Genomic DNA, 26,968 nt, shown 5'->3' with positions numbered 1-26,968 from the left:
AGCAATTTTTATTCTTTTTTTATTAGCGTTAGCCAAGATAAAACAAAATAAAAAACCGCACAAAAATGTACGGTTAAAAAGATGTTTTTCAATATTGATAAGTAAGCTTATTGTACAAAATTACGTTGACGTTTGGCTTCAAAAGTTAGGATAGCTGCGGCAACCGATACATTCATAGAGTCTATTTCACCTTGCATTGGGATGTTGATATTCTGAGTAGCTTCGTCTCGCCAAACTTGCGTTAATCCTGTAGCTTCAGTACCCACTACCAAAGCAGTGGCCTTTGTATAGTCGTTTTTATGGTATTCGTTTGAGTTTTGTAGGGTAGCACTGTAAATATTAATGTTATGCTCCTGTAAGTATGCTATAATGTCTTCAGAAGTACCTGTAGCTATCTGATTGGTAAATACACAACCCACACTAGAACGTATGATATTAGGATTGAATAAATCCGTTTTTGGGTTGGCAATAAAAACAGCATCTACATTTGCAGCATCGGCAGTACGTAACATAGCACCAATATTCCCTGGTTTTTCAATACCTTCCATAACCAATACGAGTGGAGTAGTGGTGTTGAATTCAATAGCGTTTAAATCGAAATTTTTAGCTTTTACTACAGCAATAATACCCTCGGTAGTATCACGATAGGCTAGCTTTTGGTATACTTCTTTTGTTATTTCTATACAATTAGCAGCCTTATTTAGAATTTTGTTTACACTTTCTTCGGTAAACATATCAGCAACAAACAGCAGGGTATCTATTTCATAACCTCCTTTAACAACTAACGAAATTTCACGTTGTCCTTCTACTAAAAACAATCCTTTCTTCTTACGTTCTCTAGATTTTTCTTGAAGCTTTAAAAGCTCTTTTATATAGGCGTTTTGTGTACTGCTAATCTGTTTCATCTGCTATGATATCTAAATACAAAAGTACTATTCTGTTTTATAATAAAATACCATCTTACTAAAAGAATAATTACTAGCTATAGCTGTTGTTAAGCAAACAACAGTACTGTTGCCCAACACCAAACACCACTGTTGTTTAACACCAGATGCTACTGTTTGAATCTTCAAACAAAATCAAAATATGGGGTGTACTAGTTTGTATTAAGCTTCATACAGTAGTGTATGAAGTCACCCGACACTACTGTATGGTGTTATAATACAGTGGTGTATGAAGTTACCATACAGTAGCGTATGCTTATTGGCACCGCCAAAGGGTTTAATACCCCGAGGCTTGCCTCGAAAATCAAGAACTTTTTTCCTATAAATGCCTCGAGAGTTTGCTTCGAGGTAGTTTACTATTAGTGTATAAAAAAACATCATTCTTTTTACGGAATGATGTTTTTAAGTTCTAGTAATGAGATTTTCTATCTCATTCGTTAAGGATGGTGTTTATTGGTTTTTATACTTATTAGCATAACGCTTCCATAATTTTGTTTGATGCGATTCTAGGCTAATTTTTCTTCCTTGTATAAAAGCAGCTGTTAAAATGTTAGTACGCATATCTAACGCATCACCTTCAGAAATAAATAGGGTAGCGTCTTTACCAACTTCTAAGGTTCCTACGTTGTCAACACCTAAAATTTTAGCATTGTTTTGAGTAATTAATTGTAAGGCTTTTTCTTTACCTAATCCGTAAGCAGCATAAGTTCCTGCATAAAAAGGCAAATTACGTGTACTCATACGTTCCATATCTCCTTCCATACCTAAACCTACTAAAATACCTGCATCGGTTAATATCTTAGCCGCTCTAAAAGGTCTGTCATAATCTGCATCTTCACCATTAGGCAAGCGGTGAGCACGTTCTAAAATAACAGGTACATTGTTTGCTTTTAATAAGTCAGCAACTTTTTCAGCCTCTTGTCCGCGAACAATCACGATATTTTTAACGCCTAACTCTTTACAAATATTTACAGCATCAGTAATTCCTTTTTCACCCGATACGTGTACAAACATTCTTTGCGAACCATTTAAAACTCCCTGTAAAGCTTCGTATGGTAAGTTTTTAGGTGTTTTGTTACCTGCTAGGTAGCTTTTTGTATTGGCGAAAAACTCTTTAAGCTTATCAATGCTTTTTTGATAGTTTTTGTTAGGTTTTAATCCTGGATCTTCACCCATCCACCAACGACCTCTCGAGAATACCTGAGGCCAGTTCATGTGAACACCATCATCGGTTTTAATAGCAGCATCTTCCCAGTTCCAAGCATCTAATTGTACTACCGAAGAGGTACCAGAAATAACTCCACCACGTGGGGTAATTTGTGCCATTAATACTCCGTTAGGACGCATGGTTTCTACCACTTTACTTTCTGCATTATAAGCAATAATACTACGAATGTGTGGTAACATAGAACCTACCTCATCAAAATCTCTCGTTGCACGAACAGCATCAATTTCAGCTAAACCTAAAGAGGTGTTTGCTGCAATGAATCCTGGATATACGTGTTTTCCTTTGGCATTAATAACAGTTCCCATACGGGCAATTCTCATATTAGCACTTCCTACAAATTCAATTTTTCCGTTAGAGAACATAATTAAAGAGTTCTCAATCACTTTTCCGTTTCCTAAGTGTGCTGTAGCACCTTCAATACTATAAGCTTCAGCTTGCTTGGGTGCTGGTGTTTGTTGCGCCATTATGTTTCCTATAAACAAGAAGCATAATATGTTATATATATATTTAATTTTCACGTTTTAAATTTTTGTTACTATTAGTTTATACTTAGTAGTTAATCTTACTAAATTTCTCTGTGAGGATTATTCTGTATCACAGTGAAATAATTTCTGAGTTTTCTTTTTAGGAGCTTGTGTTTTACCTCCTTTAATCTTCTCTTGTAACATCATGTTAATTAACTTAGCACGCTCTGCTTTAATAGCTTTACGCTTTTCTAAGTCTTTTTCAATATCAAAATAAACAGCTCCGTCAATAATTGTTTTCTCTGCTTTAGAATATACTGAAAGTGGATTTCCGCTCCATACAACTACATCGGCATCTTTACCTACTTTAATACTTCCTGTACGGTCGTTTAAGTGTAATAGTTTTGCAGGATTGATAGTTACTGTAGCCCAAGCTTCTTGCTCGCTTAAACCTCCATATTTAATCAATTTAGCAGCTTCTTGATTCAATCTACGAGACATTTCTGCATCATCAGAATTAATAGCAACGGTAACACCTTGGTTGTGCATAATAGCAGCGTTGTATGGTATAGCGTCGTTAACTTCGTATTTATATGCCCACCAGTCAGCAAAAGTAGAACCACCAACTCCGTGTTCTTTCATTTTATCTGCTACTTTATATCCTTCTAAAATGTGGGTAAACGTATTAATGTTAAAGTTGAATTGTTCTGCAACCTTCATCAACATATTAATTTCTGATTGTACGTATGAGTGACAAGAAATAAAACGATCTTTATTAATAATTTCTGCTAAGGTTTCTAACTCAATATCCTTACGATATGGCTGTCCGCTTTTCTTTTTAGCATCGTATTCTTTGGCTCTTTGGAAGTAGTCAATATATACTTGTTCAACTCCCATACGTGTTTGAGGGAAACGAATGGTATTTAAATCTCCCCAGTTAGATTGTTTTACGTTTTCACCTAAGGCAAATTTGATAAACTTAGGAGTGTTGTTGTATAACATTCCGTCAGCATTCTCTCCCCATTTTAGTTTGATAATTGCTGAACGTCCACCAATAGGATTGGCAGAACCGTGTAATACTTGAATAGAAGTAACACCACCTGCAATGTTTCTGTAAATATTTACATCGTTAGGGTTAATAACGTCTTCAATAGTAACCTCAGCTGTTGAGTTATGTCCTGATTCGTTTACTGCGGAAGTAGCAATATGTGAATGCTCATCAATAATACCTGCGGTTACATACTTACCAGTTCCATCTATAACTTTTGCACCTCTTGAAGATAGGTTGGTGCCTATTTTAGTTATTTTACCATCTTTAATTAATATATCGGCATTGTTTAGTACTTCGTTGTTTTCTGAAGTCCATACCGTAGCATTTTTAATTAAAATAGTTTCCTTTTGTGGTACTGTAGAGTTTCCTAATCCGATGTTTGGATATGAAACAGCAACAACTTCAGGAGTATTGTCTTTTTTCTTGTTGTCTTTCTTTTTAGCATCAGCTTTTCCAGTAAAAGTAGCACTCCAAGAACTTTCGTTTCCGTTATTATCGGTAGCAGTACCTGTAATTTGTTGTTTGTTTTTTACAAATGCTGTTAAGCGAGTATAGTTGTCACTATCTTTAAATGATATATGTAACCAGTTGTTACTAAAAGATGATTTACTATTTATTTTTGTTTCACCACTTTTTAAAGCAACTGTTTGTTTAGCACCTTTACCAGTAATCGTCATATCGTACGACTTCCCGTTAACTGTTAATGTGTACTTACCAGTAATATCTTTAATATCCATTGAGTTAATGGTGTTTTTATCACCTTGTACCCAGTTTTCATATAAAGTAGTTTGCTTATCAAAAATATCACCAGAGGTAATTAAAAAGTTAGCATAGCTACCTGCTTTTAAGTTACCAACTTTGTCATTTTTTAAAATTTGAGCAGGTACTGTAGTTAACGCTTTTAAGGCAGTGGTTTTATCTAACCCGTAAGTAATAGCTTTTTGAAGATTGCTATTAAACTCTTTTACTTTCTTTAATTTATAGGTAGTTAAAGCAAAAGGAATATTGTTTTTTGCTAAAATTGAAGGATTTGCTGGTTCTTGATTCCAAGAGCGCATATCACTCAACGCAATTTTATCTGTTAAGAAAGGGTTAGATACATCGTATGCCTTTCTAAAATTAATAGGAAGAATATAAGTAGCATTGGTTGCTTTAATATCATTGATTCTTTCATATTCGTTTCCTCCACCTACAATGGTATATTGAATTCCAAACTCATCACCAACTTTGTCGGCACGTATATTGTCTAGGTATCCACCAGCATTAAATATTTGTGGTAACTCTTTTTTATTATTTAAGGCTTCTAAAGCTAAATCGGTATTTTTTGCATTTCCTTTAGCATACCAATCAGCATCTAAATATGTTTGACGTAATAGTGCCATGGCTCCCATACGTGAAGTAGGGTAGCTTTGACGTGATTTAGCACTTTTAGAAAACGATAAGTAGTTTCCTGATTCTTTGTCTAATATTCTGTAAGCATCAGAACTATTAGGGTTTAAAGCAACTAAAACTCCGTTACCTTGCATGATACCATCTTCTAGATGTGTATTAACAGCACCAAAACCTAAAGACAATAATTCTTTGGCTTTTTTAGCATCAAAGTTAAACTCAGCAGATGCGTCTACATCTGGACGAATATGATCGTTCCAGTAATATCCTTTTCTACCAGCATCGTATTGTGGTCTTTTACCACGACCACTTTCACGTTTAGGTTTTGCAATACCAAAGGTTGAATAAGCATCTACAAAAGAAGGATACATAGATTTCCCATCTAAGTTAATTACTTGTGCTTCGTTAGGTATGTTAACTGATTTACCTACAGAAACAACTTTTCCGTCTTTAATAAGTAGTGTTCCTTTTTTTACTACTTGGGTAGGAGTAACAAAAATGGTAGCATTGGTAAAAGCGTACACATTGTTTTTGGATGACTTTACTCCTGTGTTGGTAGGAAAGTATCCTTGTGCAAAAGAAGTACTAATACACAGGGATAAGAGTAAGAATAGTATTTTTTTCATTTAAAATTGAGTTGATTAGCTCATAAAAATATAGAGTTAAAAAGGAAAATAATTCCTTTTAACAAAACATTAAGAATTAATCACAGGGTGATAGCCAATAATTTAATCCACCAAGGCTTACCTAATAGACTTAAAATGGGTTTTCTTATAGTTCTTTGTTTATTTGCCCTAAGATAGTTTAGTTAAGAACTAGCTTTCCAATCTTTTCATGACCAGATAACCAAGCTGTGTTGCTGTCAATAAACTGTATAGCATAGTAGCTTTCCTTGCTTATTTGTTTCCAAGTATGTCCGCCATCGTTAGAAAATGAAATACCTGTTTTTCCAACAGCAAAAACTTTTTCTCCGTTTGTGTTAGGTACATATTGTACGCAGCTTTTGTAATTAGGATTCATATTATTAGCCACAAGGGTCCATGTTTTACCACCATCGGTAGTAATTGCTTTATTAGCGTTATTATCTTCTGGCTTCGAATAGTTTCCTCCAATAGCAATTCCATGGTTTTCATCATAAAAATCAATAGAGTAAATTCCTTGTGGTCCTTCACCCTGTACAATTGGTGTATCAAAAACCTCCCAAGTGTTTCCAAAGTCGGTAGATTTTAAAATACGTGCTTTGGCTCCTCCAGAACCTATCCAAACAGTATTATTTACAATAGCAATATTGGTATTACTAGCAGCAAAGAAAGCTTCTCCTTCTTTAAAAGCAGGTAGTTGAGAGCAAGGTAGTTTTGTCCAAGTGTTTCCTCCGTCTGAGGTAAGAATAACAGACGGACAATTTTCTGTAGGGTCTCCAACGGCAATACCATGCTTCCCATCAGCAAAGAACTTCATGCAGTCATAAAAAACCTTTTCGTGTTTTTCAGTATATACTAATTCATACTTATTTTCACTTCCTTTATATAATAAGGCTGGGTTTGCTACCGATAAGGCAAATATGTTTTCACCATTTTTGGCAATACTTCTAAAGTGTGGTATAATAGTATCATTATACTTTAAAGTTTGTGTTTGCCACGTTCTACCACCATCTCTTGTTGTTGTAATATCTCCTTTAGAGCCTGCATAAATCAATTCACTGTTACTAATAGCTAGTATGGCTCTAATACTGGTGCTGTCTTGTTTAAATTCAGTAATTTTAATAGTATCAAAAGTTCTAGGAGCTTTCTTTTCTTGTTTACAAGATAGTATTGTAAAAGAGAGTAAAAAAAGGAATGCTAATCGTTTCATGTGTTTGTTTTAGTTGTTTTAAATGGAATAAGTAACCTTTGGTATTTAAAATAATTAGTAAAGCTGAAGAGAAAGTTTACTTTAAATATGTTGGTTCTATTTTTTTGATATTTTTACAGAACTAAAAATAGGAAAACCAAACTTAAATCAATGAAAAAAGCCTTAGTAATTTCAGGAGGGGGAAGTAAAGGAGCCTTTGCAGGCGGTGTTGCACAATACCTAATGAATCATAAAAATAAAGATTACGATATGCTTTTAGGAACATCAACAGGTAGTTTAATGGTTTCTCATTTGGCTTTGGGTATGGTTGATGAACTTAAAGAAGTATATACATCGGTAGATCAAAAAGCTATTTTTAGTAACAGTCCCTTTAAAATAAAATCGGTACATGGAGAAAAAGTGGTTTCTATACGACATAGAAATACTTTTTGGAACTTTTTAAATGGTCGTAAAACTTTTGGCGAGAGTAAGAATTTACGAAAGCTTATAACTAAGAGTGTTACTAAAGAGATGTACGATGAAATTAGAAGGCTGAATAAAGAAGTAGTAGTAACGGTATCTAACTTAACAGCGAATCAAATTGAGTACAAGTCTATCTTAGAATGTGAATATGAAGATTTTTGCGATTGGATTTGGGGCTCGTGTAATTACGTGCCTTTTATGAGTTTGTTAGAAAAAGATCATTGTCAGTATGCTGATGGTGGTTTTGGAAGTTTAATACCTATTCGTGAAGCTATAGCAAGAGGGGCTACAGAGGTTGATGCAATTATTTTAGCTACAGAAGTAACACAAATGAATCGACTACCTGCTAAAAACCCTTTTTCATTAATGATGGATACGTTTGATTTTATGTTGGAAAATGTAGAAAGGCATAATATTACTATTGGAAAGCTATCTGCCAAACAACATAATGTAAAGTTGAATTTATACTATACTCCAACAGTATTAACAACTAATTCGCTAGTTTTTGATAAAGAAAAAATGAAGCAGTGGTGGAAATCGGGACATAAATATGCGAAAAAGCTGAATGATGATAGAATGACTGAGTTTAGACCAGAGATGGTAGATAATCAGGAAATTGAGGAAGGAATAGAAAATAGTGAAGTATGAAGTTTGGAAAAGTAGAACACCCAGAGTTAATAGATTTTACATTACCTGAAACACACCCTAAAACAATAGAGCTATTAAGTTCCTTTGAAAAAAGTGGTACACCTAAGGTGTATGTGGGTTGTGCAAAATGGAATAAAGCTGATTTAAAAGGGTTTTATCCAAGAGGTACTAAAGATGAATTGGAGTATTATTCGAAACAGTTTAACTCAATAGAGCTCAATGCTACTTTTTACCGACAGTTTCCTGCAGAACAGTTTGAAAAGTGGAAAGCTAAAACTCCTAAAAACTTTAAATTCTTTCCTAAACTAGGGCAGGAGATAAGCCACTGGAAGCGTTTACAGGGTGTACAAGATGCGGTAAATGTTTATTTAGATAATGCCTCGCATTTACAAGAAAAGTTAGGCACCATCTTTTTACAGTTACATGCTAATTTTGGAAATAAAAACTTTGACAGATTACAAAATTTTGTAGTGAGCTGGCCTAAAGGTATACCATTAGCTATTGAGGTTCGTCACCCAGATTGGTTTGAAGATACAACGGTGTTTGAAGAGTTTACACAGCTGTTTGAAGAACATAACATAGCCAATGTGTTAGTAGATACAGCAGGTAGAAGAGATATGATGCATATGCGCTTAACGAATAACGAAGCTTTTGTTCGTTATGTTGGAGCAAATCATCCGTCTGATTATGCACGTTTGGATGATTGGGTGGTTCGTTTAAAAGAATGGAATGATTTAGGATTAGAGAATATTCACTTTTTTATCCATCAAAATTTAGAAGTAGAATCGCCATTATTAGCAGCGTATTTTATAAAAAAGCTAAACAAGGAGTTAGGAGTTGACTTAAAGATTCCTAATGAAGATAATAATCAACAAATGAGTTTGTTGTAATAAAGCAAGATGGTTTAGTCATTCCGAATGAGGTACGAGGAGGAATCTTTTCATTGGAGTGACAAGTATTCAAAAGATTTCTCCTTTGGTCGAAATGACGTTTAATTCTTTTTTCTAAAAAAAATCCAGCTATTTAGCTGGATTCTTTATTTATATAGGATAATTATATTATTTCAACTCCACATACATATTGTTATAATCAGGGCGCATCATGTTTGAATTCCATGATGGAGAAAATTGAACTCCTTTTTTCATGGTAGGTACTCCTTTTGCTCCAGTTGTAATGTATTGAATGGTTCTTTGTAATAAAGGCTCGTTAGGATCTCCTAAAATGCCCAAGTTACCTGGATCTTCATCAATGATAACTTCAGGTATAAAGCCTTCAGGAGCATTCTCACCATCAACATTTTGAATTTCTAATACAATAGGTTGCATTGCCCAAGTATGACCCTTTAAGTTGTCACCATTACGGGTATAATCATCAGAATCGTATAAGGTTATTGAACCTACATGTTTTCCGTAAGTTTGTGTTCCTACTAGCTTTACATCAATATAAGGTTTAAGCGAGTTGATAACCAGTTCAGAAGCTGAGGCAGAATCACCAGATACTATAAAATATACAGTGGTTAGGTTTAAGCTATTAATGGCTTCATCTAACACCACATTTCCTTGTTGGTCTTTATTTAAAATTTGATCTGTAAAGTTATTAATTAATAAATCAGGATTTGTTACTTCCATCACTTTATGGTTCCATACTTGTTTAGCAAACAAATCACCAGGAAACTGTCCTGTGATCATACTTCCTAAATAAGTTGCAGTTTGTACAGATCCACCACCATTATAACGTAAATCGATGATTAAGTCGGTAAGACCAGCTGATTGAAACTGAGCAAAGGCAGCATTTAACTCTCCATCAAAATTTCTAGAGAATTGATTATACATTAAATATCCAATGGTATGGCTACCATTAGTAATTACATTGGTAACTTTTACAGGGTTTTCTGTTACTTGAGATTTCGTAACTGTAATAGTTGTTCCGTTACTAACTGGGTTTCCGCCATTATAATCAGCTAAATGAATAGTAAATGTATCATTGTCTAATAAATCATTTACATTATCTCTAGTTATAGTTGTTCCGTTAATCTCAGTAATAATCATACCACGAGTAACCCCTTGTGCATCGGCATCAGAACCAGTTACAACATCGTATACATATATATAATAAGCTCCAGAACCATTTGCATAGTCAGCTCCTTCTAGTTTCATACCACTTGTTAAGCGTGTACCAGCAAAAGCTTCTTCTAAAGCAATATAGTCGTCTACAATCCAAGAATACGTTCTGTTAGGATCTTTAGGGTATTCATTAGGCATGTACAATAAACTGTAAAATAAATTAGCAGGATCGTCATACGCTGATAAATAACTATATAATTCACTGTCGTTACTAAAACGTCTATCTGCTAAATCAGGAACTAAATCTTGCCATAAGTAGTAGGCGTTTAAGCCTTTCCAAACAAAATTTTGAACCTCTATGTTTTTAGGTGCATCGTCTTTTTCACTACATGAAACAAGTATTATTGAAAATAAGACGATAAGGGATGCTTTAAGTAATTTCATAAGAGTATATTAGTTGTAACAACAACGCAATTTACTGAATAATATTATTTTTTTTATTATTGATGTAACAAACTTGAAACTGCGTCGTCGTAGATATGTAAACCTGTTAAATAAGACGCAAATGTTTTAATAGGCTTACAGAACTAATTAACCAAACCATGAACCAATCGGACTTTTTAAAAGTTGTATTACCATTTAAAGACAAAGTCTTTCGTTTAGCGAAAAGATTGTTGGTTTCTACAGAAGAAGCTGAGGATGCTACACAAGAGTTGTACTTTAAATTGTGGAGAAATAGAGAGAAGCTCTCTAATTATAAAAATGTAGAGGCATTTGCAATGACCATGACGAAGAATTACTGTTATGACAGATTAAAGTCTAAACAGGCAAGTAATTTAACATTGGTTCATAGCAATTATAAAGAGAAAGATACTCCTTTAGAGAAGAGAGTAGAACATAACGACAGTGTAAACCGAGTACATGAGCTTATAGAGAAGTTACCAGAGCAGCAAAAAATAATCATACAATTAAGAGATATTGAACAATATGATTTTGATGAAATATGTAAAATGGTTGATATGAAACCAACAGCTGTAAGAGTAGCATTATCAAGAGCTAGAAAAGCAATAAGACAAGAATTAATAAAACAACACAACTATGGAGTTAGCTAACATAGAAAAGTTATTAGATAAATACCTAGACGCAGAAACAACATTGCAAGAAGAGCAAACGTTACAAGAGTATTTTACCTCAAACAACGTGGCACCGCATTTGCAAGAATATAGTATGATGTTTGGCTATTTTAAACAAAGTAAAGACGAAACCTTTACGAAAACCATTCAGTTAAAACCTGAGAAAACTAAGAAGAACTGGAAATGGTTATCAGTAGCAGCGTCAGTAGTCTTACTATTTAGTGTTTTCATGGGTAATGAAGAGTACAAAAAGTATCAACAACGTAAACAGTTTGCACAAATTAAAGAAGCGTTGCAACTAGTTTCGGTCAATCTAAACAAAGGAAACGATGCATTATATGCAGTTTCAAACAACCTAAAAAAAGGAAATGATGCTATTGAACAATTAGGAGCCTACGAAGAAACAGTAAACAAAGTAATAAACACAGTAAATTAATTAAGAAAGTAAAACCAAGTACTTATAAACCAAGAAAATCATGAAAAAAGTAATATTATTATTCGCATTCGTATTTATAGCTAATGTTAGTTTCGGGCAATCAATGTTCGATAAATTAGAAGACCTAGATGAGGTATCATCAGTGGTAGTAAATAAAGATGCTTTTGAAATTTTATCTAAATTCAAAGTAGAATCAGAAGATAATGAAGCGATGGAAGTTTTTAAAATGATTCAAGACTTACAAGAATTAAAGGTGTTTTCAACTGAAAGTGCAAAAGTATCTGCTCAAATGGAAAGTATGGTAAAATCTGCCATTAAAAAGAGTAATTTAATAGAGTTAATGCGTGTAAAAGACAAAGATTCTCGTGTTAAAATCTATGTAAAGTCTACTAAAAACAAAGACTTTGTAAGCGAAGTATTAATGTTTGTAAAAGACAAAAACTCTAATGGTGGTTCACCAGAATCTGTAATAGTTTCGTTAACTGGTAATATAGATATTAATAAAATGTCAAAATTAGCAGAGACGTTTTCTAAAGACGGAAAGAATAACAAATAAAACAAACAAGGCAGCGTTAATTCGTTAACGCTGCTTTTAATCAAAAACTAACAACAATGAAAAAACTATTTATATACTCAATGTTACTAGTAGCGTTTGTAACAGTTTCCTGTAAAACAGAATCGTTACAAAGTTACTTGGTAGAAAGCCAAGAAAAAGAAGGTTTTATAACTTTTGATGTTCCTGCAAGTGTATTACAATTAAGCATGGATAAAGCTTCTGAACAAGATAAAGAAGCGTACAATAGCATTAAAAAAATAAACATAACTGGAGTTCCTTATAAGAATTTAGATGAAGCTAGTTATGAGGCAGAAAAAGAGAAGTTAAAGTCTATCTTTAAAAAGTCGAGTTATAAAGAATTAATGAAATTCAAAAAAGATGGAGCTAATGCAGCAATCTACTATTCTGGAGATGCTGATGCTATTGACGAAATCGTAGCTTTTGGTTATGGTAAAGAAATGGGAGTGGGAGTTGCTCGTGTTCTAGGAGAAAACATGAATGTAGGAAAGATTATGGAAATGATGCAAAAAGCTAAGATGGATGCAGGAAATTTAGATTTAAAGCAATTTAAAATGATTTTTGACGAAAAGCACAGCTCTTCAGAAGAAACAGAATAAAAATTAGTATTGAAAATATAAAGAAGCCATCAGATGATCTGATGGCTTTTTTCTTTTTAACGGCTCATTAACAAGCCTCCCAATAGAATTTCATATTTTTGAACTCTAAACAAAAACATATGAAATTTAACAAACTCCTTGTTTTTATCGCTGTTTTCTTTACAGCAAGCCTATTTTCCCAATCAAAGAAAGTTTATAGAGCTGAAAGAGATAAAGTTCATAACTTAATTCATACGAAGTTAAAAGTAGATTTTAACTTTCAAGAAAAGGAAATGAATGGGGAAGAATGGGTAACCTTAACAACACATTTTTATGAAACAGATAAGGTAACGTTAGATGCTAAAGCAATGGTTATTCATAAAGTAACGATGAATAATCAACCACTAGAGTATAATTATGATGATTATGAGTTAATTATTAACTTACCTCGTACATATAAGCGAAACGAAGAGTTTACACTATATATTAAGTATACAGCTCGACCAGAAAAGGTTAAACAAAAAGGAAGCGCTGCTATTACATCTGCAAAAGGATTATACTTTATTAATCCAACAGGTTTTGATAAAAATAAACCAACCCAAATTTGGACGCAAGGAGAAACCGAAGCAAGTAGTTGTTGGTTTCCAACGATTGATGCTCCAAACCAAAAGACATCACAAGAAATTTATATTACTGTTCCACAAAAGTATGTAACACTTTCTAACGGGAAATTAGAAAAGCAAACTACCAACGCTAATGGTACTCGTACTGATTATTGGAATTTTACTCAAAAACACGCTCCGTATTTATTTTTTATGGGAGTAGGAGAGTATGAAGTAATCAAAGATAAATACAAAGATATTTCTGTAGATTATTATGTAGAGAAGGAGTATGCTCCGTATGCAAAAGATATTTTTGGAAATACTCCCGAAATGTTGGCTTTCTTCTCAAAAATTACAGGAATAGAATATCCGTGGAATAAATATGCACAAATTGTAGGACGTGATTATGTAAGTGGAGCAATGGAGAATACTACTGCTGTAATTCATGGGGAAAGAGCCTACCAAACTCCAGGACAATTAATTGACGAAAATGTACAAGAAAACACAATTGCACACGAAGCTTTTCATCATTGGTTTGGCGATTTAGTAACTACAGAGAGTTGGAGTAATTTAACTGTGAACGAAAGTTTTGCTAATTACAGCGAGTATTTATGGTTAGAGCATAAATATGGAAAAGATGAAGCAGACACACATTTGTTTGAAGATATTGAAGGTTATAAAAACGGACAAAACTATGATAAGCATTTAGTTCGTTTTTATTATGATGATAAAGAAGATATGTTTGATGCGGTTAGCTATAACAAAGGAGGGGCTATTTTACACATGTTACGTAATTATTTAGGTGACGATGCTTTTTATGAAGGATTAAACACCTATTTAACAGATAATAAATACGGAACGGGAGAAGCGCATCAATTACGTTTAGCTTTTGAAAAAGTAAGTGGTAAAGACTTAAACTGGTTTTTTAATCAGTGGTATTTTAATAGTGGGCACCCGAAGTTGTCAATTTCTTATGATTTTAATGAACTAAGAAAAACAGTAACGGTGAATATTATTCAATCTCAAATGAATGAATTTAAATTCCCGTTTGCAATTGATGTTTTTGAAGGAAGTAAGCGTACACGCCATACTGTGTTTGTAGAAGGTAGAGATGCCTCATTTACCTTTCCTTTTACCAAACAACCAGATTTAATCCAAGTAAATGCTGATGGAGTATTACTGTGTGATATCAACGAGAATAAAGTATTGAGTGATTATATTCATCAATTAAAGTATGCTGAAAACTACGTGCATAAGAGGGAAGCTTTGTTAGAAGTAGCAAAACATCAAGATGATAAAAAAGCGTTTAATGCTGTTGCAGATGCTCTGAATAATGACTTTTATAAGATTAGAATTTTAGCCTTAGAAAACATTAATTTAATCAATAAATATTCAAAAAAGAATGTGATTGATCAAATTATGAAAATCGCTCAAAACGATCCAAAAACGTTGGTACAAGCTGCGGCAATTGAAACGTTAGGAAAGTTAACAGATCCAGCATTAAAGCCGGTATTTGAAAAAGGGCTAGAAAGTAAATCATATTCTGTATTAGGAAAGTCGTTGGTAGGAATGTATTATATCGATAAGCAGTTGGCCATTCAAAAATCAAAAACGTTGCCTTTAGCAGTTAAAAAGATTATTGCAACACCTTTAACGCGTATTTATTTAGAAGAAAATGATGATGAAGAGTTAAGTTTTATTGCAAGTAATGTAATGTCTGGAATGTTTTTAAGTCCGAACAAGAAAATTCAATCATTGTATAAAAAAGCATTTGATAAGATTGGAAAAAGTAATAATACAGAGGCAATTCAAAATCTATCTGACGATATTGTAGCTAAAGGACTTCAATACAAACAATATAACTTTGATCAGGTAGGAGTTAACTTATTACGTCAAATGGCACAAATGCAAAAATCTAACAAACCATCCAATAAAGAAAAGCATCTTAAAGTTATTCAAATAGCTATGGCGAAGCTACTTGAATAAATAGTATAATTTCATAAAGTTTAAGTTAAAAAGAATACTTAGTTTTGGCACAATAATTGAATTTTCTTGCGAAACTTAAACTTTATGAGAAAAACTACTTTACTACTTATTTTATCGGTACTAGTATTGGCATCTTGTAGTAGTGTAAAAACTACTGAGAAAGCCCTTAATACTGGTAATTATGACAAGGCAATTTCATTATCTATTGAAAAGTTAGCCAAAAACAAAACAAAAGAAAAGAATCAGCCGCATGTGCTAATGCTTCAGGAAGCTTTTAGAAAAGCAACAGATAGAGATTTAGACAGAATTTCTTTTTTAGAGAAAGAGCAAAATCCTGAAAACTTTGAAACAATTTACACGTTATATCAACGTCTTAATAACAGGCAAGAGCGAATAAAACCATTATTGCCATTACGAATTTTGTCTTCTGGTAGAAATGCCAAGTTTAAACTTGTTAATTATTCTGATAGAATTCTTGCTGCAAAAGAAAACTATGCTGGTTACTTGTACGAAAATGGTGTAGCCTTGCTAAATGAAGGAGATAGAAATAAGATTAACTACAGAAGAGCTTTTGATGAATTAAGACACTTGGATAAAATTAGTCCTAATTACAGAGATACAAGAAGCTTAATAGAAGAGGCACATGCTAAAGGAATTGATTATGTACATGTTTCTGTTAGAAATAGAACAGATCAAATAATTCCTAGAAGACTAGAAAGAGATTTATTGGCTATTGATACCTATGGATTGAATGATTTATGGACACAATATCACGCTAAAAAGGATAGAAATATTCGTTATGACTTTGATTTAGAGTTAGATTTTAGAGATATTATGATTTCTCCTGAACAAGTTCATGAAAAGGAAGTTATTAAAGAAAGACGCATAAAAGATGGGTTTAAGTATTTACGAGATAATAACGGAAACTATGTAAAAGATAGTTTAGGAAATAAAATAAAAGTAGATAAGTTTAAAAGAGTACGTTGTACGTTTTATCAGTTTACACAATTTAAGAGTAGTAAAGTTACGGGAGTTGTGAAGTATATAGACAATAGAACAAACCAGTTATTACAACGATTCCCTATACAAAGCGAATTTGTTTTTGAACACATTTATGCTGATTATGATGGAGACAGAAGAGCGTTGGATAAATCATTTATAGATTTACTTGATGAAACATCGGTAGAATTTCCTTCTAATGAGCAAATGGTGTACGATACAGGGACAGATTTAAAACAGAAACTCAAGCATATTATCACACGAAATAAGTTTAGAAATTAGTTTTGTTGCGGATTAGTTACTTTTTTCTATATTTGAAGGATTAATCCCTAAATTTTATTAAATATGAAAATTACAACATTAATTTTTAGTTTTATTTTAATCCCTTTGTTAGCAAATCAAACTACTTTAAAGAGTAAAGAATCAAAGGGTAAAGACTCAAAAGTTACTATTTGCCACGTACCACCAGGAAATCCTAGTAACGTTCATTCGATAACTATTAGCAGAAAAGCTTTAAAAGCGCATTTAGCTCATGGTGATTATTTTGGTTTTTGTGGTACAGGAAGTCAACCAGGTATGTAAATTAAAATAATAAAGTAATTTTTATTAGATTAAAATCTCCTGTTTTAACAGGAGATTTTTTAGTTTTACAACGATGGATTTATTCTCACAATTTGATAATGCCCCTATAAATTTACTACCGAAAGACGGAACTGTAAACTACTACGGAATAGTTTTTTCAAAAGGGGAAGCAGACTTTTATTACGAAGCTTTATTGAATTCTATTGAGTGGCGCAATGATGAAGCTATTATTTTTGGAAAACGAATGGTAACCAAACGAAAAGTAGCTTGGTATGCCGAACAGCCTTTTGAATATTCGTATTCCAACATTACCAAAACAGCCTTACCGTTTACCAAAGAACTATTAGCGTTAAAAGAATTGGTAGAGAAGGAAACCAACGAAACCTATAACTCTTGTTTATTGAATTTATACCACGATGGTTCTGAAGGAATGGCGTGGCATAGTGACGGTGAAAAAGATTTAAAAAAGAATGGAGCGATTGCCTCGTTGAGTTTTGGAGCAGAAAGACGCTTTGGTTTTAAACACAAACAGACCAAAGAAACGGTGTATAAAGTATTGGAACATGGTTCGTTATTAGTAATGAAAGATGAAACCCAAACCTATTGGTTACACCGATTACCACCTACAAAAAAAGTCCACCGACCACGAGTAAACTTAACGTTTAGAACGATTGTGAGGTAGTCTCACAGAAGGTTAGATAAAACAGTTTATTTTTTGCTTTGTGTTGTTTTTTCTCCTTCAAAGTTTACCGTAGGGATTTTTACAATTTCAAATGTCGTGGAAGCTAGAATAACTTTACCATTAGTTTGTTGAATTTTCTTTCCAATCTCGTCGTTCAGAATATGTTTAGTAAATCTTCTTTTCTTGTAATCAACAATATATCTTAAGTTAAACTGAATCCAATTGTCAGTTAGAGTAATAGCAAGAGTTGGATCAACTTGTGCATCTTCTATATAATATTTGTCAACTACATCTTTCCAATCAGAAATCGAAGCATTAACATATTCCGATAGATATTCTTGAGCAACAGAAATTATAATTTTCTTTGCCATTTCAATATCAGAGCCGTAACGAATAGGTAAATTGAATTCATCCCACACAAAGGGAAAATCTTGAGAATAATTATAAACAGGACCTTTAAATACAAAAGCATTACTTAGTTTGACTATTCGACCACTGTAATTATCACTTGAAACCCATTGACCGATTTCCATCATTGTTGTGTAAATACTATCAATATCAATCACATCGCCTTTAATTCCATTGATTTCAATTCTGTCACCTGGTTTGTATACATGTACAAAGAAAATATAAAATGAACCAGCAATACTAAGAAATAACTCCTGTAAAGTGATTGTTATACCGGCTGTTAGAAGACCAATAGCAAGACCAAAATCTTTAATGTTACCCGTGAAGTATGTGATAGTAATAAGGATAGCGAAAAAGTAGCCGATAATTTCAATTCCTTTCTGCGATTTATATCTCAGAGAATTGTCTGGCAGTCGCTTTTTTAGAATCCTTCTTACCCATGTAATAATTGATAAAATCAATATAATCCATACTAAGTATTTAAAGATACTTATAAGAGTGGGGTGTTCAGTAGACCAATATTTTAACTCTCCTATCAATTTCTTCTTTTTTATTACAGACAGTAATTAAGGATATAAGCTTGTTGTAAATAACTTATATCGCTGATAGCTAAGTTAATAGTTTAAAGATTAAGAACCAATCTAAGTTTACTCAACCTCCTTATAAAAAGTCAATTTATATTCAGGTAACAAATTAGGATGCGTAATTTTTATCAAATCTTTCAAAACTAAATCTGGTCGTACAGGAGATAGCTCAAAGTAAATTAAACCACCAGTTTCTCCTTTGTTATGTCCGATAGAAAATATTTTATTATTGACAAACGCATCAAATTCTTTATAATGAATATTAGCAGTAGTTAACTGCTCTTTGGTAGCATACAATCCACAGTTAAACCAAAAATCAGCGTGTTGCCCTTTTTCCAACACACTTTCAAAACTTAACGGTAAACTACCCGTTCCTTTCGTATCTTTCCATAAGTAGTTTAAGTTTGCATCGTTATAAAACGTCGCAATAAAGCTTTCACCTGCAGGTACATTCCATACATCTTTAAACATACTCCCAGATAAAATAGTAGGCTGTTTAGCGCTGTTTTTAGCAATTTCTTTTGCTTTTAGGTATTCCTTTTCTATGTTGTTGAAAATACTGTCTGCTTCCTTTTCTTTTCCGTATAAAGCCCCGAAAAACTTAATCCATTCTGCTCTTCCTAACGGAGTTTCTTCCAGCCAATCTCCATTAAAAATTACAGGAATTCCTGTTTTTTTGATGTTTTGATATAATTTAGTGTTTGGATGTAGGGCGAAACCAATAACTAATTCAGGTTCAATATCAATCAACTTTTCAGTATTCATGTCTTGTTCCAAGCCTAATTCAACAATAAAACCTTCATTAATTCTATTTCTTGTTCTTTTTGAAGAAACATATTTGGTATGCGGAAAACCAACAATAGTGTTTTCAGTATTCAAAAGTTCCAACATCGGCACATGCGTAGTACTGGTAATTACCATTTTTTCGATAGGAACTTTAATTTCTTTTTTAGTAAGGTTGGTTTTGTCGGAAAGGGTGTAAGAAAAATATTCGTGCGAGCTTTGAAAAGCTTTTTTTATGACTAATTTTTTTGCTCCTTTTTCTGAGATGATATCAAAACCTTTGGCATATTTTACAGTGCTTTTAGCAGGCTTCTCTTCAGTAGTTTTTTTAGTTTCTTGTTTACACTGTGTGAACAGAAATAATAAAGAAAAAATAAGTAAATAACGTTTCATAGTAATAAGTTTTTATAAGTGGAAACTAAGGATATCCCCGTAGTTTAGTTTAAGTTCAAATGATTTTTCCAACGGAATATTGTTTGTATACGCCCAAAGACTTCTCATTACACCAGCATGTGTTACAAGTACTACTTTTTGAAGGTTTTTGGCTTTTAATTCGGTTAAAAAATCAGTGGTTCTGTTATGTAAATCGATATAAGACTCGCCATTTTTAGCAGGAGTTTTTACAAAATCGTTCATCCAAATATCGAGTTCTTTTTTATCAATATCGTTCCATTTTTGTAGCTCCCAATCACCAAAATCAAGCTCTTTCAATCGATTATCAAAAATCACCGTGGACGAAAGTTTTTCAGCTAAAAGTTTACAACGTCGTAAGGGACTGCTATAATACGTTACACCAGAATCGTTAACAGGAGCTTTTTTAAGAATAGTACTAACTTCCTCCTCAAAACTAGAGGTAACGTCAATATCTGCCTGACCATAGCATATACCCTTGGCAATATCTGGTGTGGTATGTCGTACTAAAATAACTTCCATAAAGCGAGCAGACTTAGATAAAAAACAATTTCAGCTACTTGTTGTAAAGCACCCGCGCAATCTCCTGTTTGACCTCCAATCCATTTTTTAAAGAAATGTCCCATATATAAATAGGTAACAAGTAATGGAAATAAGACTAAAAGCACTATTGGTTTTTGAAAGAAAAACAGCGGTACTATTCCAAAAATAGCAGATATAAGTAGCGATTTGCTACTCATTTGTTTGGTAGTTGGTTTTATTTTAGAGCTATCAATATCTCTTACATAATCATGTGTATACAATAAAACCGTGGCGATAAATCGGCTAATACTATGTCCTGAGATAATTACTAAAATTAAATTAACGGATAGGCTTTGTAAATGATATAGAGCTAAAAACTTTATAGCTAGGATGAAGATCAAACCACTAACTCCAAAAGTTCCAAGTCTGGAATCTTTCATAATGGTTAAAATCTTTTCTTTGGTCCACCCGCCACCAAAACCATCGCAAACATCGGCAAATCCATCTTCATGAAAAGCTCCTGTAATCCAAATAGAACTAATCATGCTGATTACAATAGCAATATCCGTAGGAAAAATATAAGAAGAAGTGAAGTAGGCTAGTGCTGCAATGCTTCCAACTACAATTCCTACTAAAGAAAAATAACGACTACTCTTATTGAGTATTTCAGGAGAATGATCTACCCATTTAGGACACGGAATTCGTGTGAAAAATAATATAGCAGTTAAAAAATAATGAATTTGTCTTTTTATCATAACTAGGCTTCGCTAATATTGGCACTTTTAAAAGTAGCCATTTCGTTTAAAAAGTTTACACTCGATTGAATAATAGGAAATGCAACCGCACAACCTGTACCTTCACCTAAACGTAAACCTAAGTTTAAAAGAGGTTCAGCATTTAAAAATGCTAACATTTTTTGATGACCTTGTTCACCTGAATTATGACAGAAAATACAATAGTCTAGAATATTAGAATCCATTGCATGAGCTGCTAATAGGGCAGAAGTAACAATAAAACCATCAATAAGTAAGGTCATTTTTAAAGAAGCGGCTTCTAACATAGCACCACACATCATTACAATTTCAAATCCGCCAAAAGCAGTTAAGGCTTCCATAGGTGTTGAAATAGAATCGGCATGTAACTTATAAACCTCACGTAATGTGTCGATTTTTGTTTGTAGTCCTTTATCATCAACTCCAGTACCTCTACCAACACATTTTTCAATAGGTGTATTGGTAAAATAACTCATTAATAAAGCTCCAGATGAAGTGTTGCTAATTCCCATTTCGCCAAAACCGATAATATTGGAACCTTCACTATATACTTTTCTTACCAATTTTCTTCCTTTTTCCAAAGCTTCTTGACAGTGTTCTAGTGTCATGGCTTTAGTAGTACTATAATCTTGAGTTCCTTTAGCTACTTTAGCATCGGTAAGTTGAGGATGTGCTTCAAAATCAGTATTTACACCAGCATCTACAATGTTTAAAAGAATATTATTTTGTTTACAAAACACATTGATGGCAGCACCTCCTTGCAAAAAGTTAAATACCATCTGCTGTGTAACCTCTTGTGGGTATGGACTCACTTTTCCTGTAGTCGCAATTCCATGATCTCCAGCAAAAACCATAATAGTAGGTTTTGATAGTACAGGTGTAGTTGTATTTTGAATTAACCCAATTTGTAAAGCAATTTTTTCTAAACCTCCTAAAGCACCAACAGGTTTGGTTTTAAAGTTAATTTCTTCTTGAAGTTCGTTTTGTAGTTCTTTTGATAAGGGAGTTATAGTTGTTGTCATGTGTTATTTTAAAGTTAAAGGAAGTCCAGATACCATAAAAGTAGCTTTGTCAGCCAATTTTGCTATGTGTTGATTCGTCCAACCTTGTAGTTGTGTAAATTTTCTTCCAGATTCAGAATTAGCGTGTAATCCCATACCAATTTCATTAGAAATGATGATAATATTGGCGTCAATTTCAACCAATTTGTTTATTTCTTCTTTGGCGATTTCTAGTGCTTTTTCAATATCATATTTTGTGTCTACAAAGAAATTTGTTAGCCACAGTGTTACACAATCGATAACCACAGTTTGTTTTTCAGAAATTACTTTACTTAACCATTTTTCTTCTTCAATAGTGGTCCAACGTTCATCTCTATCAGAAATATGCCTGTCTACTCGTTGTTGAAAATCTTCGTCCCAAATACGAGAAGTTGCTAGGTAAATAGGGGTTTTAGATAAAGATTCTGCTAACTTTTGAGCATAGCTACTTTTACCTGAGCGTTCACCTCCTGAGATATAATATATCATGAAATCGCATTTTATTTTGACACAAAGATTGGAAAGATTTTTAATAAAAAACAAATTAAAATAGAGAACTGTTTATTTTTGCTGAACTAAAACTACGAATTATGACAGTATCTTCTTTTATGCCGGCAGTAACCCAAATGATTTATGATATGGGGTTACAAGATTATTTAAACGGAATTACTTTTGAGTGTCCTGAAGTGGCTTTAAAAGAAAAAGAAGTGGCTGTTCGATATAAGTTGGAAGGAAAAGTACTAACGAGTAAAGAAATAACAGCTATTTTTTCAAAAACAAAGGCAGAAGGAAAAACCTTGTATTATGTAGATGAACCTGTTTTAGAAAGTATAGCACCCGATATTGTTTTTACACAAGATGTGTGTGATGTTTGCCAAATAGATACGGAGTCTGTGGCAAAATCGGCTTATAAACTCCCGAAGGTTCCAGAGTTAATTTCTATTACACCAAACTCTTTAGAAGACGTTTTTGATAATGCATTAACCATTGCAAAAGCAATGAAGCAAGAAGCAATAGGAGAGGCGTATGTGAAGGGATTAAAAAAACGTATTTACGACATTGTAGATGTGCAACGTGAGCATAAAATACAGTCGAAAAGTGTGATGTTATTAGAGTGGATTGATCCGTTGTTTAACTGCGGACATTGGATTCCCCATCAAATAGGATATGCAGGCGGAATCGATTTATTGTCGCATCCATCAGGAGATAGCATCGTTATTTCTTGGGATAAAATTGTAAAGTATGATCCAGAGGTGTTAATTATTGCTCCTTGTGGATATGGAATCGATAGAACACTAGAAGACATGAAGTTTTTAGAAGAAAGAGAAGAATGGAAGTCTTTGAGAGCTGTAAAGAACAAACAAGTATACATTGCTGACTTTGCTATGTTTACGCAATCTTCTGCGGGTACTTTAGTAGAAGGAGTGGAATGTTTAGCAAAAATGATTCATCCAGATTATTATACACTACCAGAGAACTTAAAAACAAAATTCGCAAAATATCATGATTTGATGGTTGCTAATTTGTAAGAATACTATACATTTGCCGTGATTTTTGGTTTTTCTTTAATCATCTATTGAAGAGAATTAAAAGGGAATTCGGTGTAAAACCGAAGCTGTTCCCGCAACTGTAAGCTATTAAGCTTGTAACAATTACTCAAACCACTGTTTTTTAAATGGGAAGGTATGTTGCAAGACGCAAGCCAGGAGACCTGCCAATTATTATAATTTAATTAAAACTTTCGGGATAAAAGTTTAATGTATAATGAAGAAAATAATAACAATATTCATACTGTTTTTTACAATTAATCTTTTTTCTCAAAAGGATACTATAACTGTTAATAAATTAAAAGAAGTAATAGTTAATGGTAAGAGAAATGTAGAGAAAAAACGTATTGCTACGAAAGAATTAAAGATTGGAGTTAAAGAACAAGCTAAAAACCCTATCAATTTAACGAACCTCTTACGATATAATAGTCCAATAGCCTTTAGAGATTATGGTAATGGAGGGGTGAGTACAGCTCGTTTCAGAGGGACATCGGCTTCAAATACGTTGGTGTTATGGAATGGAGTTCCTATAAATGCTGTAGGAAGTGGACAAACAGACTTTAATGCATTGTCTGCGAGTATAAGCGATAATATAGTTGTGCAAAGTGGTGGAAATAGTACAGAGTATGGTTCAGGAGCCATAGGAGGAACGGTACACTTGAAAGATGAGTTGTTGTTTAAAAAACATCAAGACTTTCAATTGTTTACTTCTTACGGAAGTTACAATACAACGTCTAATTTCTTTAAAAGTTCAGCAGGAACAGGTAAGTGGAATATAAAATTAGCATCTACGTTTAATTATTCCGATAATGATTATACATATATTGATGGACGTTATAAAGATAGTGAAGGTAATTTACTAACTAATGAAAATGGTAAGTATAAAAACTATGGAGTTAATTTTGTCATAGGTTATAAGTTTAGTCCTGTAAACTCTTTATCGTTTTATTCGACTGCTTACTACGGAAATCGTTTGTTCTCTGATGGGTTGCCAAACCCGTCTGCAGGGAGTGAACGAAATGAAGATTTTAATCAAAGAAACTTACTACAGTGGAAGTATGCGTTTTCTTCTCAATTTAAACAAGAGTTAAATCTAGCTTACTTAACTCAAAAATATAGGTATTATGGAGATAAAGATGCTGAAAATTATAGTTTTGGAAAATCTAAAACAGCGTTAGTTAATCATTCCTTAACCTATAAACCATCAAATATCTTATCGTTTAACTACAAAACGATGTTTGAAAATATTAATGGTGAAAATTCAGATATAAATACTAAAGAGAGAAACTCTTTAGCGTTTATAGGTAGTATTAAATATCAACCTATTGAAAAATTAATAACAAGTATACAAGCAAGAAAAGAAATAAACTCTGATTTTGATGTGCCTATTTCTTTATTTGCAGGAGGAGAATATAGATTAACTAATCAATTAAACATTCTAGCCAATTTTTCAACAAATTATAGAGTTCCTACTTATAATGAAATGTATTGGCCTGTTGTAGGAAACTTAGGTTTAATACCTGAAAGCTCTAAGCAAGGAGAATTAGGAGCTTCTTTTAAAAATAAAAGCTTAAACATAACATCTACATTGTTTTATATCTATATAAATGATAAAATTTTGTGGTTACCAACAGGAGGTAGTAATTTATGGAGACCAAGAAACGTAAATGATGTAATAAATAAAGGCGTAGAAACTTTTGTAAGTTATAAGAAGGAAATAGGAGAACATACTATTGATTTTTCTTCCAACTATACGTTTACCTTGGCAGAAAATACAGAAACTAAAAAAACACTTCCTTATGCACCCGAGCATCTTTTAAACTTTAATGTAAATTATAATTATAAAAGGTTTAACTTTTTTATACAAAGTTTACATCAAAGTAAGGTATATACTAATGAAACAAACTTAGATTTTTATTCATTAGATCCAGTACATGTTCAAAATGCAGGAGTAGTCTTTAATTTATCTACAAAACAAACAAAACTTCCAACATTAGGATTTACACTAAATAATATATTTAATAAAGTGTATTATTTCTCAAACTTACGTCCTATGCCTGGAACAAATTTTAATATCAATTTAAATTATAAATTTTAAACCAATGAAAATAACAAAACTACTTTTACAGCTTTTTTTAGTAAGTATAGTTCTTACTTCTTGTTCTAGTGACGATAAAATAGTTGAAGTAATAAGAGACAAATACGATGATGGTATAATAATCAGTTCAGAAGGAAATTTCGGAAACAAAGATGGTTCCGTAGCTTATGTGGATAATTCTTTATCAACTGTTGCTACTAATTTTATTTATACAGGTAAAAATAATGCACAATTAGGAGGTTTAATTCAATCTATCACATTTACAGATACAGATGCTTATATCATTTTAAATGATGTTAATACTATTGTAGTGGTTGACAGAATTACCTTTGAGAAAAAGACAGAAATTAATACAGGGCTAGGGAATCCTAGATACATGACTATTGTTAATGGTAAAGGATATGTTACGAATTGGGGGGATGGAGCAAATGAGAACGATGACTATCTGGCTATTATTGATATCGAAACAAATACTATTGAAGAGAATACAATTTCACTAGCTAATGGTGTGGAACAAATTGTAAGTAGAAATAATAAGTTATATATCTCGCATAAAGGAGGGTGGTCATCTAATAATATTGTTTCTGTAGTAGATTTAAACAATAATAATGCTGTTTCAACAGTAACAGTAAAAGATAATCCTGATGAAATAGTATTTGATAATTCAGGGAACTTAATTGTTTTATCAGAAGGAAAGCCTCTTACTTATAATGATGATTATACAGAAGTATTAACATCAACGACTTCTTCAATAAGTTTTATAAACACTTCTACTAATGAAGTTACAAAAGAAATGGTGTTTCCAGAAAACAAAAGAGCAACATACTTAACACAATCAGAAGGTAAACTTTACTACTACCAAGGTGATACAGACAAAGTTTATAGTATTAGTGAAACTGCTACTGAATTAGCTGATGATGGAATAAGTGTAGGTTCTATTTATGGTATGAATGTAAAAGGAAATGAATTATTTACTGTAAAGTATGAATTTACAAAATTGAGTAAGCTTTTAGTTTATGATATAAATACAAAATCAGAAGTTTACTCTTCACCTGTTGGTTTAGGAGCTTCAAAAATTTATTTTAATTAAGTTGTCCCCCAGTAAACAGGGAAATATTGCTATGAATAAG

24 protein-coding genes and 1 riboswitch are annotated in these 26,968 nt (G+C 32.7%); of the genes, 13 read left to right on the top strand and 11 right to left on the bottom strand.

Annotation, left to right across the window (positions count from 1 at the left end; translation table 11 throughout):
• Nucleotides 1-107 precede the first annotated feature (107 nt).
• From ACTPNM_RS10475 to ACTPNM_RS10460, 4 genes are all read right to left on the bottom strand, one after another.
• Nucleotides 108-905 (bottom strand): TrmH family RNA methyltransferase, encoded by a 798-nt coding sequence (locus ACTPNM_RS10475; protein ID WP_440121715.1) that lies wholly within the window; start codon nucleotides 903-905, stop codon nucleotides 108-110.
• 489 nt (nucleotides 906-1,394) lie between these two features.
• The gene (locus tag ACTPNM_RS10470) at nucleotides 1,395-2,636 is read right to left on the bottom strand and encodes an amidohydrolase family protein (protein WP_440121713.1); all 1,242 of its coding nucleotides are present in this window, start codon (nucleotides 2,634-2,636) and stop codon (nucleotides 1,395-1,397) included.
• A gap of 120 nt (nucleotides 2,637-2,756) precedes the next feature.
• Nucleotides 2,757-5,702, bottom strand: a complete 2,946-nt coding sequence (locus ACTPNM_RS10465; RefSeq protein WP_440121712.1) for an amidohydrolase family protein — start codon at nucleotides 5,700-5,702, stop codon at nucleotides 2,757-2,759.
• A gap of 178 nt (nucleotides 5,703-5,880) precedes the next feature.
• Nucleotides 5,881-6,927 carry a WD40/YVTN/BNR-like repeat-containing protein gene (locus ACTPNM_RS10460; protein WP_440121711.1) on the bottom strand — a complete coding sequence of 349 codons (1,047 nt, stop codon included), beginning with the start codon at nucleotides 6,925-6,927 and terminating at the stop codon, nucleotides 5,881-5,883.
• Between the two features lie 150 nt (nucleotides 6,928-7,077).
• Here ACTPNM_RS10460 and ACTPNM_RS10455 point away from each other — a divergent pair, with 150 nt between their 5' ends.
• Both ACTPNM_RS10455 and ACTPNM_RS10450 read left to right on the top strand, forming a co-directional pair.
• Nucleotides 7,078-8,037 carry a patatin-like phospholipase family protein gene (locus ACTPNM_RS10455; protein ID WP_440121710.1) on the top strand — a complete coding sequence of 320 codons (960 nt, stop codon included), beginning with the start codon at nucleotides 7,078-7,080 and terminating at the stop codon, nucleotides 8,035-8,037.
• On the top strand, nucleotides 8,034-8,927 hold the full coding sequence (locus ACTPNM_RS10450; protein ID WP_440121709.1) for a DUF72 domain-containing protein: 894 nt from the start codon (nucleotides 8,034-8,036) through the stop codon (nucleotides 8,925-8,927). Before ACTPNM_RS10455 ends, ACTPNM_RS10450 begins: the two co-directional genes overlap by 4 nt.
• 168 nt (nucleotides 8,928-9,095) lie before the next feature.
• Here ACTPNM_RS10450 and ACTPNM_RS10445 read toward each other — a convergent pair whose 3' ends face one another.
• Nucleotides 9,096-10,544 (bottom strand): S41 family peptidase, encoded by a 1,449-nt coding sequence (locus ACTPNM_RS10445; protein ID WP_440121708.1) that lies wholly within the window; start codon nucleotides 10,542-10,544, stop codon nucleotides 9,096-9,098.
• Between the two features lie 158 nt (nucleotides 10,545-10,702).
• On the opposite strand from ACTPNM_RS10445, the gene ACTPNM_RS10440 reads away from it, so the two are divergent.
• From ACTPNM_RS10440 to ACTPNM_RS10405, 8 genes are all read left to right on the top strand, one after another.
• Complete coding sequence (locus ACTPNM_RS10440) at nucleotides 10,703-11,212, top strand: RNA polymerase sigma factor (protein ID WP_047788702.1); 510 nt, start codon at nucleotides 10,703-10,705, stop codon at nucleotides 11,210-11,212.
• Nucleotides 11,199-11,669, top strand: coding sequence for a hypothetical protein (locus tag ACTPNM_RS10435; protein WP_047788703.1), 471 nt, complete (start codon nucleotides 11,199-11,201; stop codon nucleotides 11,667-11,669). The genes ACTPNM_RS10440 and ACTPNM_RS10435 overlap by 14 nt, the downstream gene beginning before the upstream one ends.
• A 40-nt stretch (nucleotides 11,670-11,709) precedes the next feature.
• Nucleotides 11,710-12,225 carry a DUF4252 domain-containing protein gene (locus tag ACTPNM_RS10430; protein WP_440121707.1) on the top strand — a complete coding sequence of 172 codons (516 nt, stop codon included), beginning with the start codon at nucleotides 11,710-11,712 and terminating at the stop codon, nucleotides 12,223-12,225.
• 56 nt (nucleotides 12,226-12,281) lie between these two features.
• Nucleotides 12,282-12,842, top strand: a complete 561-nt coding sequence (locus ACTPNM_RS10425) for a DUF4252 domain-containing protein (protein ID WP_440121706.1) — start codon at nucleotides 12,282-12,284, stop codon at nucleotides 12,840-12,842.
• 119 nt (nucleotides 12,843-12,961) lie between these two features.
• Nucleotides 12,962-15,409: a M1 family aminopeptidase gene (locus ACTPNM_RS10420; RefSeq protein ID WP_440121705.1), complete on the top strand. Its 2,448-nt coding sequence runs from the start codon at nucleotides 12,962-12,964 to the stop codon at nucleotides 15,407-15,409.
• An 84-nt stretch (nucleotides 15,410-15,493) separates the two neighbouring features.
• Nucleotides 15,494-16,690: a hypothetical protein gene (locus ACTPNM_RS10415; protein WP_440121704.1), complete on the top strand. Its 1,197-nt coding sequence runs from the start codon at nucleotides 15,494-15,496 to the stop codon at nucleotides 16,688-16,690.
• Between the two features lie 63 nt (nucleotides 16,691-16,753).
• On the top strand, nucleotides 16,754-16,990 hold the full coding sequence (locus tag ACTPNM_RS10410) for a hypothetical protein (RefSeq protein ID WP_440121703.1): 237 nt from the start codon (nucleotides 16,754-16,756) through the stop codon (nucleotides 16,988-16,990).
• A 73-nt stretch (nucleotides 16,991-17,063) separates the two neighbouring features.
• Nucleotides 17,064-17,672: an alpha-ketoglutarate-dependent dioxygenase AlkB family protein gene (locus ACTPNM_RS10405; RefSeq protein ID WP_440121701.1), complete on the top strand. Its 609-nt coding sequence runs from the start codon at nucleotides 17,064-17,066 to the stop codon at nucleotides 17,670-17,672.
• A 26-nt stretch (nucleotides 17,673-17,698) separates the two neighbouring features.
• On the opposite strand, the gene ACTPNM_RS10400 is transcribed toward ACTPNM_RS10405, so the two are convergent.
• The 6 genes from ACTPNM_RS10400 to ACTPNM_RS10375 form a co-directional block, all read right to left on the bottom strand.
• Nucleotides 17,699-18,616, bottom strand: coding sequence for a mechanosensitive ion channel family protein (locus tag ACTPNM_RS10400; protein ID WP_440122832.1), 918 nt, complete (start codon nucleotides 18,614-18,616; stop codon nucleotides 17,699-17,701).
• A gap of 111 nt (nucleotides 18,617-18,727) precedes the next feature.
• A complete protein-coding gene (locus ACTPNM_RS10395; protein ID WP_440121700.1) occupies nucleotides 18,728-19,840 on the bottom strand; it encodes an ABC transporter substrate-binding protein in 1,113 nt (370 codons plus the stop codon).
• A 12-nt stretch (nucleotides 19,841-19,852) separates the two neighbouring features.
• On the bottom strand, nucleotides 19,853-20,380 hold the full coding sequence (cobC, locus tag ACTPNM_RS10390) for an alpha-ribazole phosphatase (RefSeq protein ID WP_440121699.1): 528 nt from the start codon (nucleotides 20,378-20,380) through the stop codon (nucleotides 19,853-19,855).
• A complete protein-coding gene (locus ACTPNM_RS10385) occupies nucleotides 20,365-21,135 on the bottom strand; it encodes an adenosylcobinamide-GDP ribazoletransferase (protein ID WP_440121698.1) in 771 nt (256 codons plus the stop codon). Before ACTPNM_RS10385 ends, cobC begins: the two co-directional genes overlap by 16 nt.
• A gap of 2 nt (nucleotides 21,136-21,137) precedes the next feature.
• Nucleotides 21,138-22,175 carry a nicotinate-nucleotide--dimethylbenzimidazole phosphoribosyltransferase gene (gene cobT / locus ACTPNM_RS10380; protein WP_440121697.1) on the bottom strand — a complete coding sequence of 346 codons (1,038 nt, stop codon included), beginning with the start codon at nucleotides 22,173-22,175 and terminating at the stop codon, nucleotides 21,138-21,140.
• A gap of 3 nt (nucleotides 22,176-22,178) precedes the next feature.
• Nucleotides 22,179-22,682 carry a bifunctional adenosylcobinamide kinase/adenosylcobinamide-phosphate guanylyltransferase gene (locus tag ACTPNM_RS10375; protein ID WP_440121696.1) on the bottom strand — a complete coding sequence of 168 codons (504 nt, stop codon included), beginning with the start codon at nucleotides 22,680-22,682 and terminating at the stop codon, nucleotides 22,179-22,181.
• A 101-nt stretch (nucleotides 22,683-22,783) separates the two neighbouring features.
• Here ACTPNM_RS10375 and ACTPNM_RS10370 point away from each other — a divergent pair, with 101 nt between their 5' ends.
• From ACTPNM_RS10370 to ACTPNM_RS10360, 3 genes are all read left to right on the top strand, one after another.
• Nucleotides 22,784-23,722: an ABC transporter substrate-binding protein gene (locus ACTPNM_RS10370; RefSeq protein WP_028891877.1), complete on the top strand. Its 939-nt coding sequence runs from the start codon at nucleotides 22,784-22,786 to the stop codon at nucleotides 23,720-23,722.
• A gap of 9 nt (nucleotides 23,723-23,731) precedes the next feature.
• A riboswitch (cobalamin riboswitch) is annotated at nucleotides 23,732-23,926 on the top strand.
• A 31-nt stretch (nucleotides 23,927-23,957) separates the two neighbouring features.
• Nucleotides 23,958-25,838, top strand: a complete 1,881-nt coding sequence (locus tag ACTPNM_RS10365) for a TonB-dependent receptor plug domain-containing protein (RefSeq protein WP_440121694.1) — start codon at nucleotides 23,958-23,960, stop codon at nucleotides 25,836-25,838.
• Between the two features lie 4 nt (nucleotides 25,839-25,842).
• Nucleotides 25,843-26,928 carry a YncE family protein gene (locus ACTPNM_RS10360; RefSeq protein WP_440121693.1) on the top strand — a complete coding sequence of 362 codons (1,086 nt, stop codon included), beginning with the start codon at nucleotides 25,843-25,845 and terminating at the stop codon, nucleotides 26,926-26,928.
• Nucleotides 26,929-26,968: the final 40 nt, after the last annotated feature.

The organism is Tenacibaculum sp. Ill (assembly GCF_051938915.1).
GTDB lineage: Bacteria > Bacteroidota > Bacteroidia > Flavobacteriales > Flavobacteriaceae > Polaribacter > Polaribacter larymnensis.
This window is presented reverse-complemented; position numbering and strand designations above follow the sequence as displayed.

Bases quoted from the DNA above. Each gene is read 5' to 3' on its own strand.
- ACTPNM_RS10475 (WP_440121715.1), bottom strand. From the start codon at position 905: ATGAAACAGATTAGCAGTACACAAAACGCCTATATAAAAGAGCTTTTA.
- ACTPNM_RS10470 (WP_440121713.1), bottom strand. From the start codon at position 2,636: ATGGCGCAACAAACACCAGCACCCAAGCAAGCTGAAGCTTATAGTATT.
- ACTPNM_RS10465 (WP_440121712.1), bottom strand. From the start codon at position 5,702: ATGAAAAAAATACTATTCTTACTCTTATCCCTGTGTATTAGTACTTCT.
- ACTPNM_RS10460 (WP_440121711.1), bottom strand. From the start codon at position 6,927: ATGAAACGATTAGCATTCCTTTTTTTACTCTCTTTTACAATACTATCT.
- ACTPNM_RS10455 (WP_440121710.1), top strand. From the start codon at position 7,078: ATGAAAAAAGCCTTAGTAATTTCAGGAGGGGGAAGTAAAGGAGCCTTT.
- ACTPNM_RS10450 (WP_440121709.1), top strand. From the start codon at position 8,034: ATGAAGTTTGGAAAAGTAGAACACCCAGAGTTAATAGATTTTACATTA.
- ACTPNM_RS10445 (WP_440121708.1), bottom strand. From the start codon at position 10,544: ATGAAATTACTTAAAGCATCCCTTATCGTCTTATTTTCAATAATACTT.
- ACTPNM_RS10440 (WP_047788702.1), top strand. From the start codon at position 10,703: ATGAACCAATCGGACTTTTTAAAAGTTGTATTACCATTTAAAGACAAA.
- ACTPNM_RS10435 (WP_047788703.1), top strand. From the start codon at position 11,199: ATGGAGTTAGCTAACATAGAAAAGTTATTAGATAAATACCTAGACGCA.
- ACTPNM_RS10430 (WP_440121707.1), top strand. From the start codon at position 11,710: ATGAAAAAAGTAATATTATTATTCGCATTCGTATTTATAGCTAATGTT.
- ACTPNM_RS10425 (WP_440121706.1), top strand. From the start codon at position 12,282: ATGAAAAAACTATTTATATACTCAATGTTACTAGTAGCGTTTGTAACA.
- ACTPNM_RS10420 (WP_440121705.1), top strand. From the start codon at position 12,962: ATGAAATTTAACAAACTCCTTGTTTTTATCGCTGTTTTCTTTACAGCA.
- ACTPNM_RS10415 (WP_440121704.1), top strand. From the start codon at position 15,494: ATGAGAAAAACTACTTTACTACTTATTTTATCGGTACTAGTATTGGCA.
- ACTPNM_RS10410 (WP_440121703.1), top strand. From the start codon at position 16,754: ATGAAAATTACAACATTAATTTTTAGTTTTATTTTAATCCCTTTGTTA.
- ACTPNM_RS10405 (WP_440121701.1), top strand. From the start codon at position 17,064: ATGGATTTATTCTCACAATTTGATAATGCCCCTATAAATTTACTACCG.
- ACTPNM_RS10395 (WP_440121700.1), bottom strand. From the start codon at position 19,840: ATGAAACGTTATTTACTTATTTTTTCTTTATTATTTCTGTTCACACAG.
- cobC (WP_440121699.1), bottom strand. From the start codon at position 20,380: ATGGAAGTTATTTTAGTACGACATACCACACCAGATATTGCCAAGGGT.
- ACTPNM_RS10385 (WP_440121698.1), bottom strand. From the start codon at position 21,135: ATGATAAAAAGACAAATTCATTATTTTTTAACTGCTATATTATTTTTC.
- cobT (WP_440121697.1), bottom strand. From the start codon at position 22,175: ATGACAACAACTATAACTCCCTTATCAAAAGAACTACAAAACGAACTT.
- ACTPNM_RS10375 (WP_440121696.1), bottom strand. From the start codon at position 22,682: ATGATATATTATATCTCAGGAGGTGAACGCTCAGGTAAAAGTAGCTAT.
- ACTPNM_RS10370 (WP_028891877.1), top strand. From the start codon at position 22,784: ATGACAGTATCTTCTTTTATGCCGGCAGTAACCCAAATGATTTATGAT.
- ACTPNM_RS10365 (WP_440121694.1), top strand. From the start codon at position 23,958: ATGAAGAAAATAATAACAATATTCATACTGTTTTTTACAATTAATCTT.
- ACTPNM_RS10360 (WP_440121693.1), top strand. From the start codon at position 25,843: ATGAAAATAACAAAACTACTTTTACAGCTTTTTTTAGTAAGTATAGTT.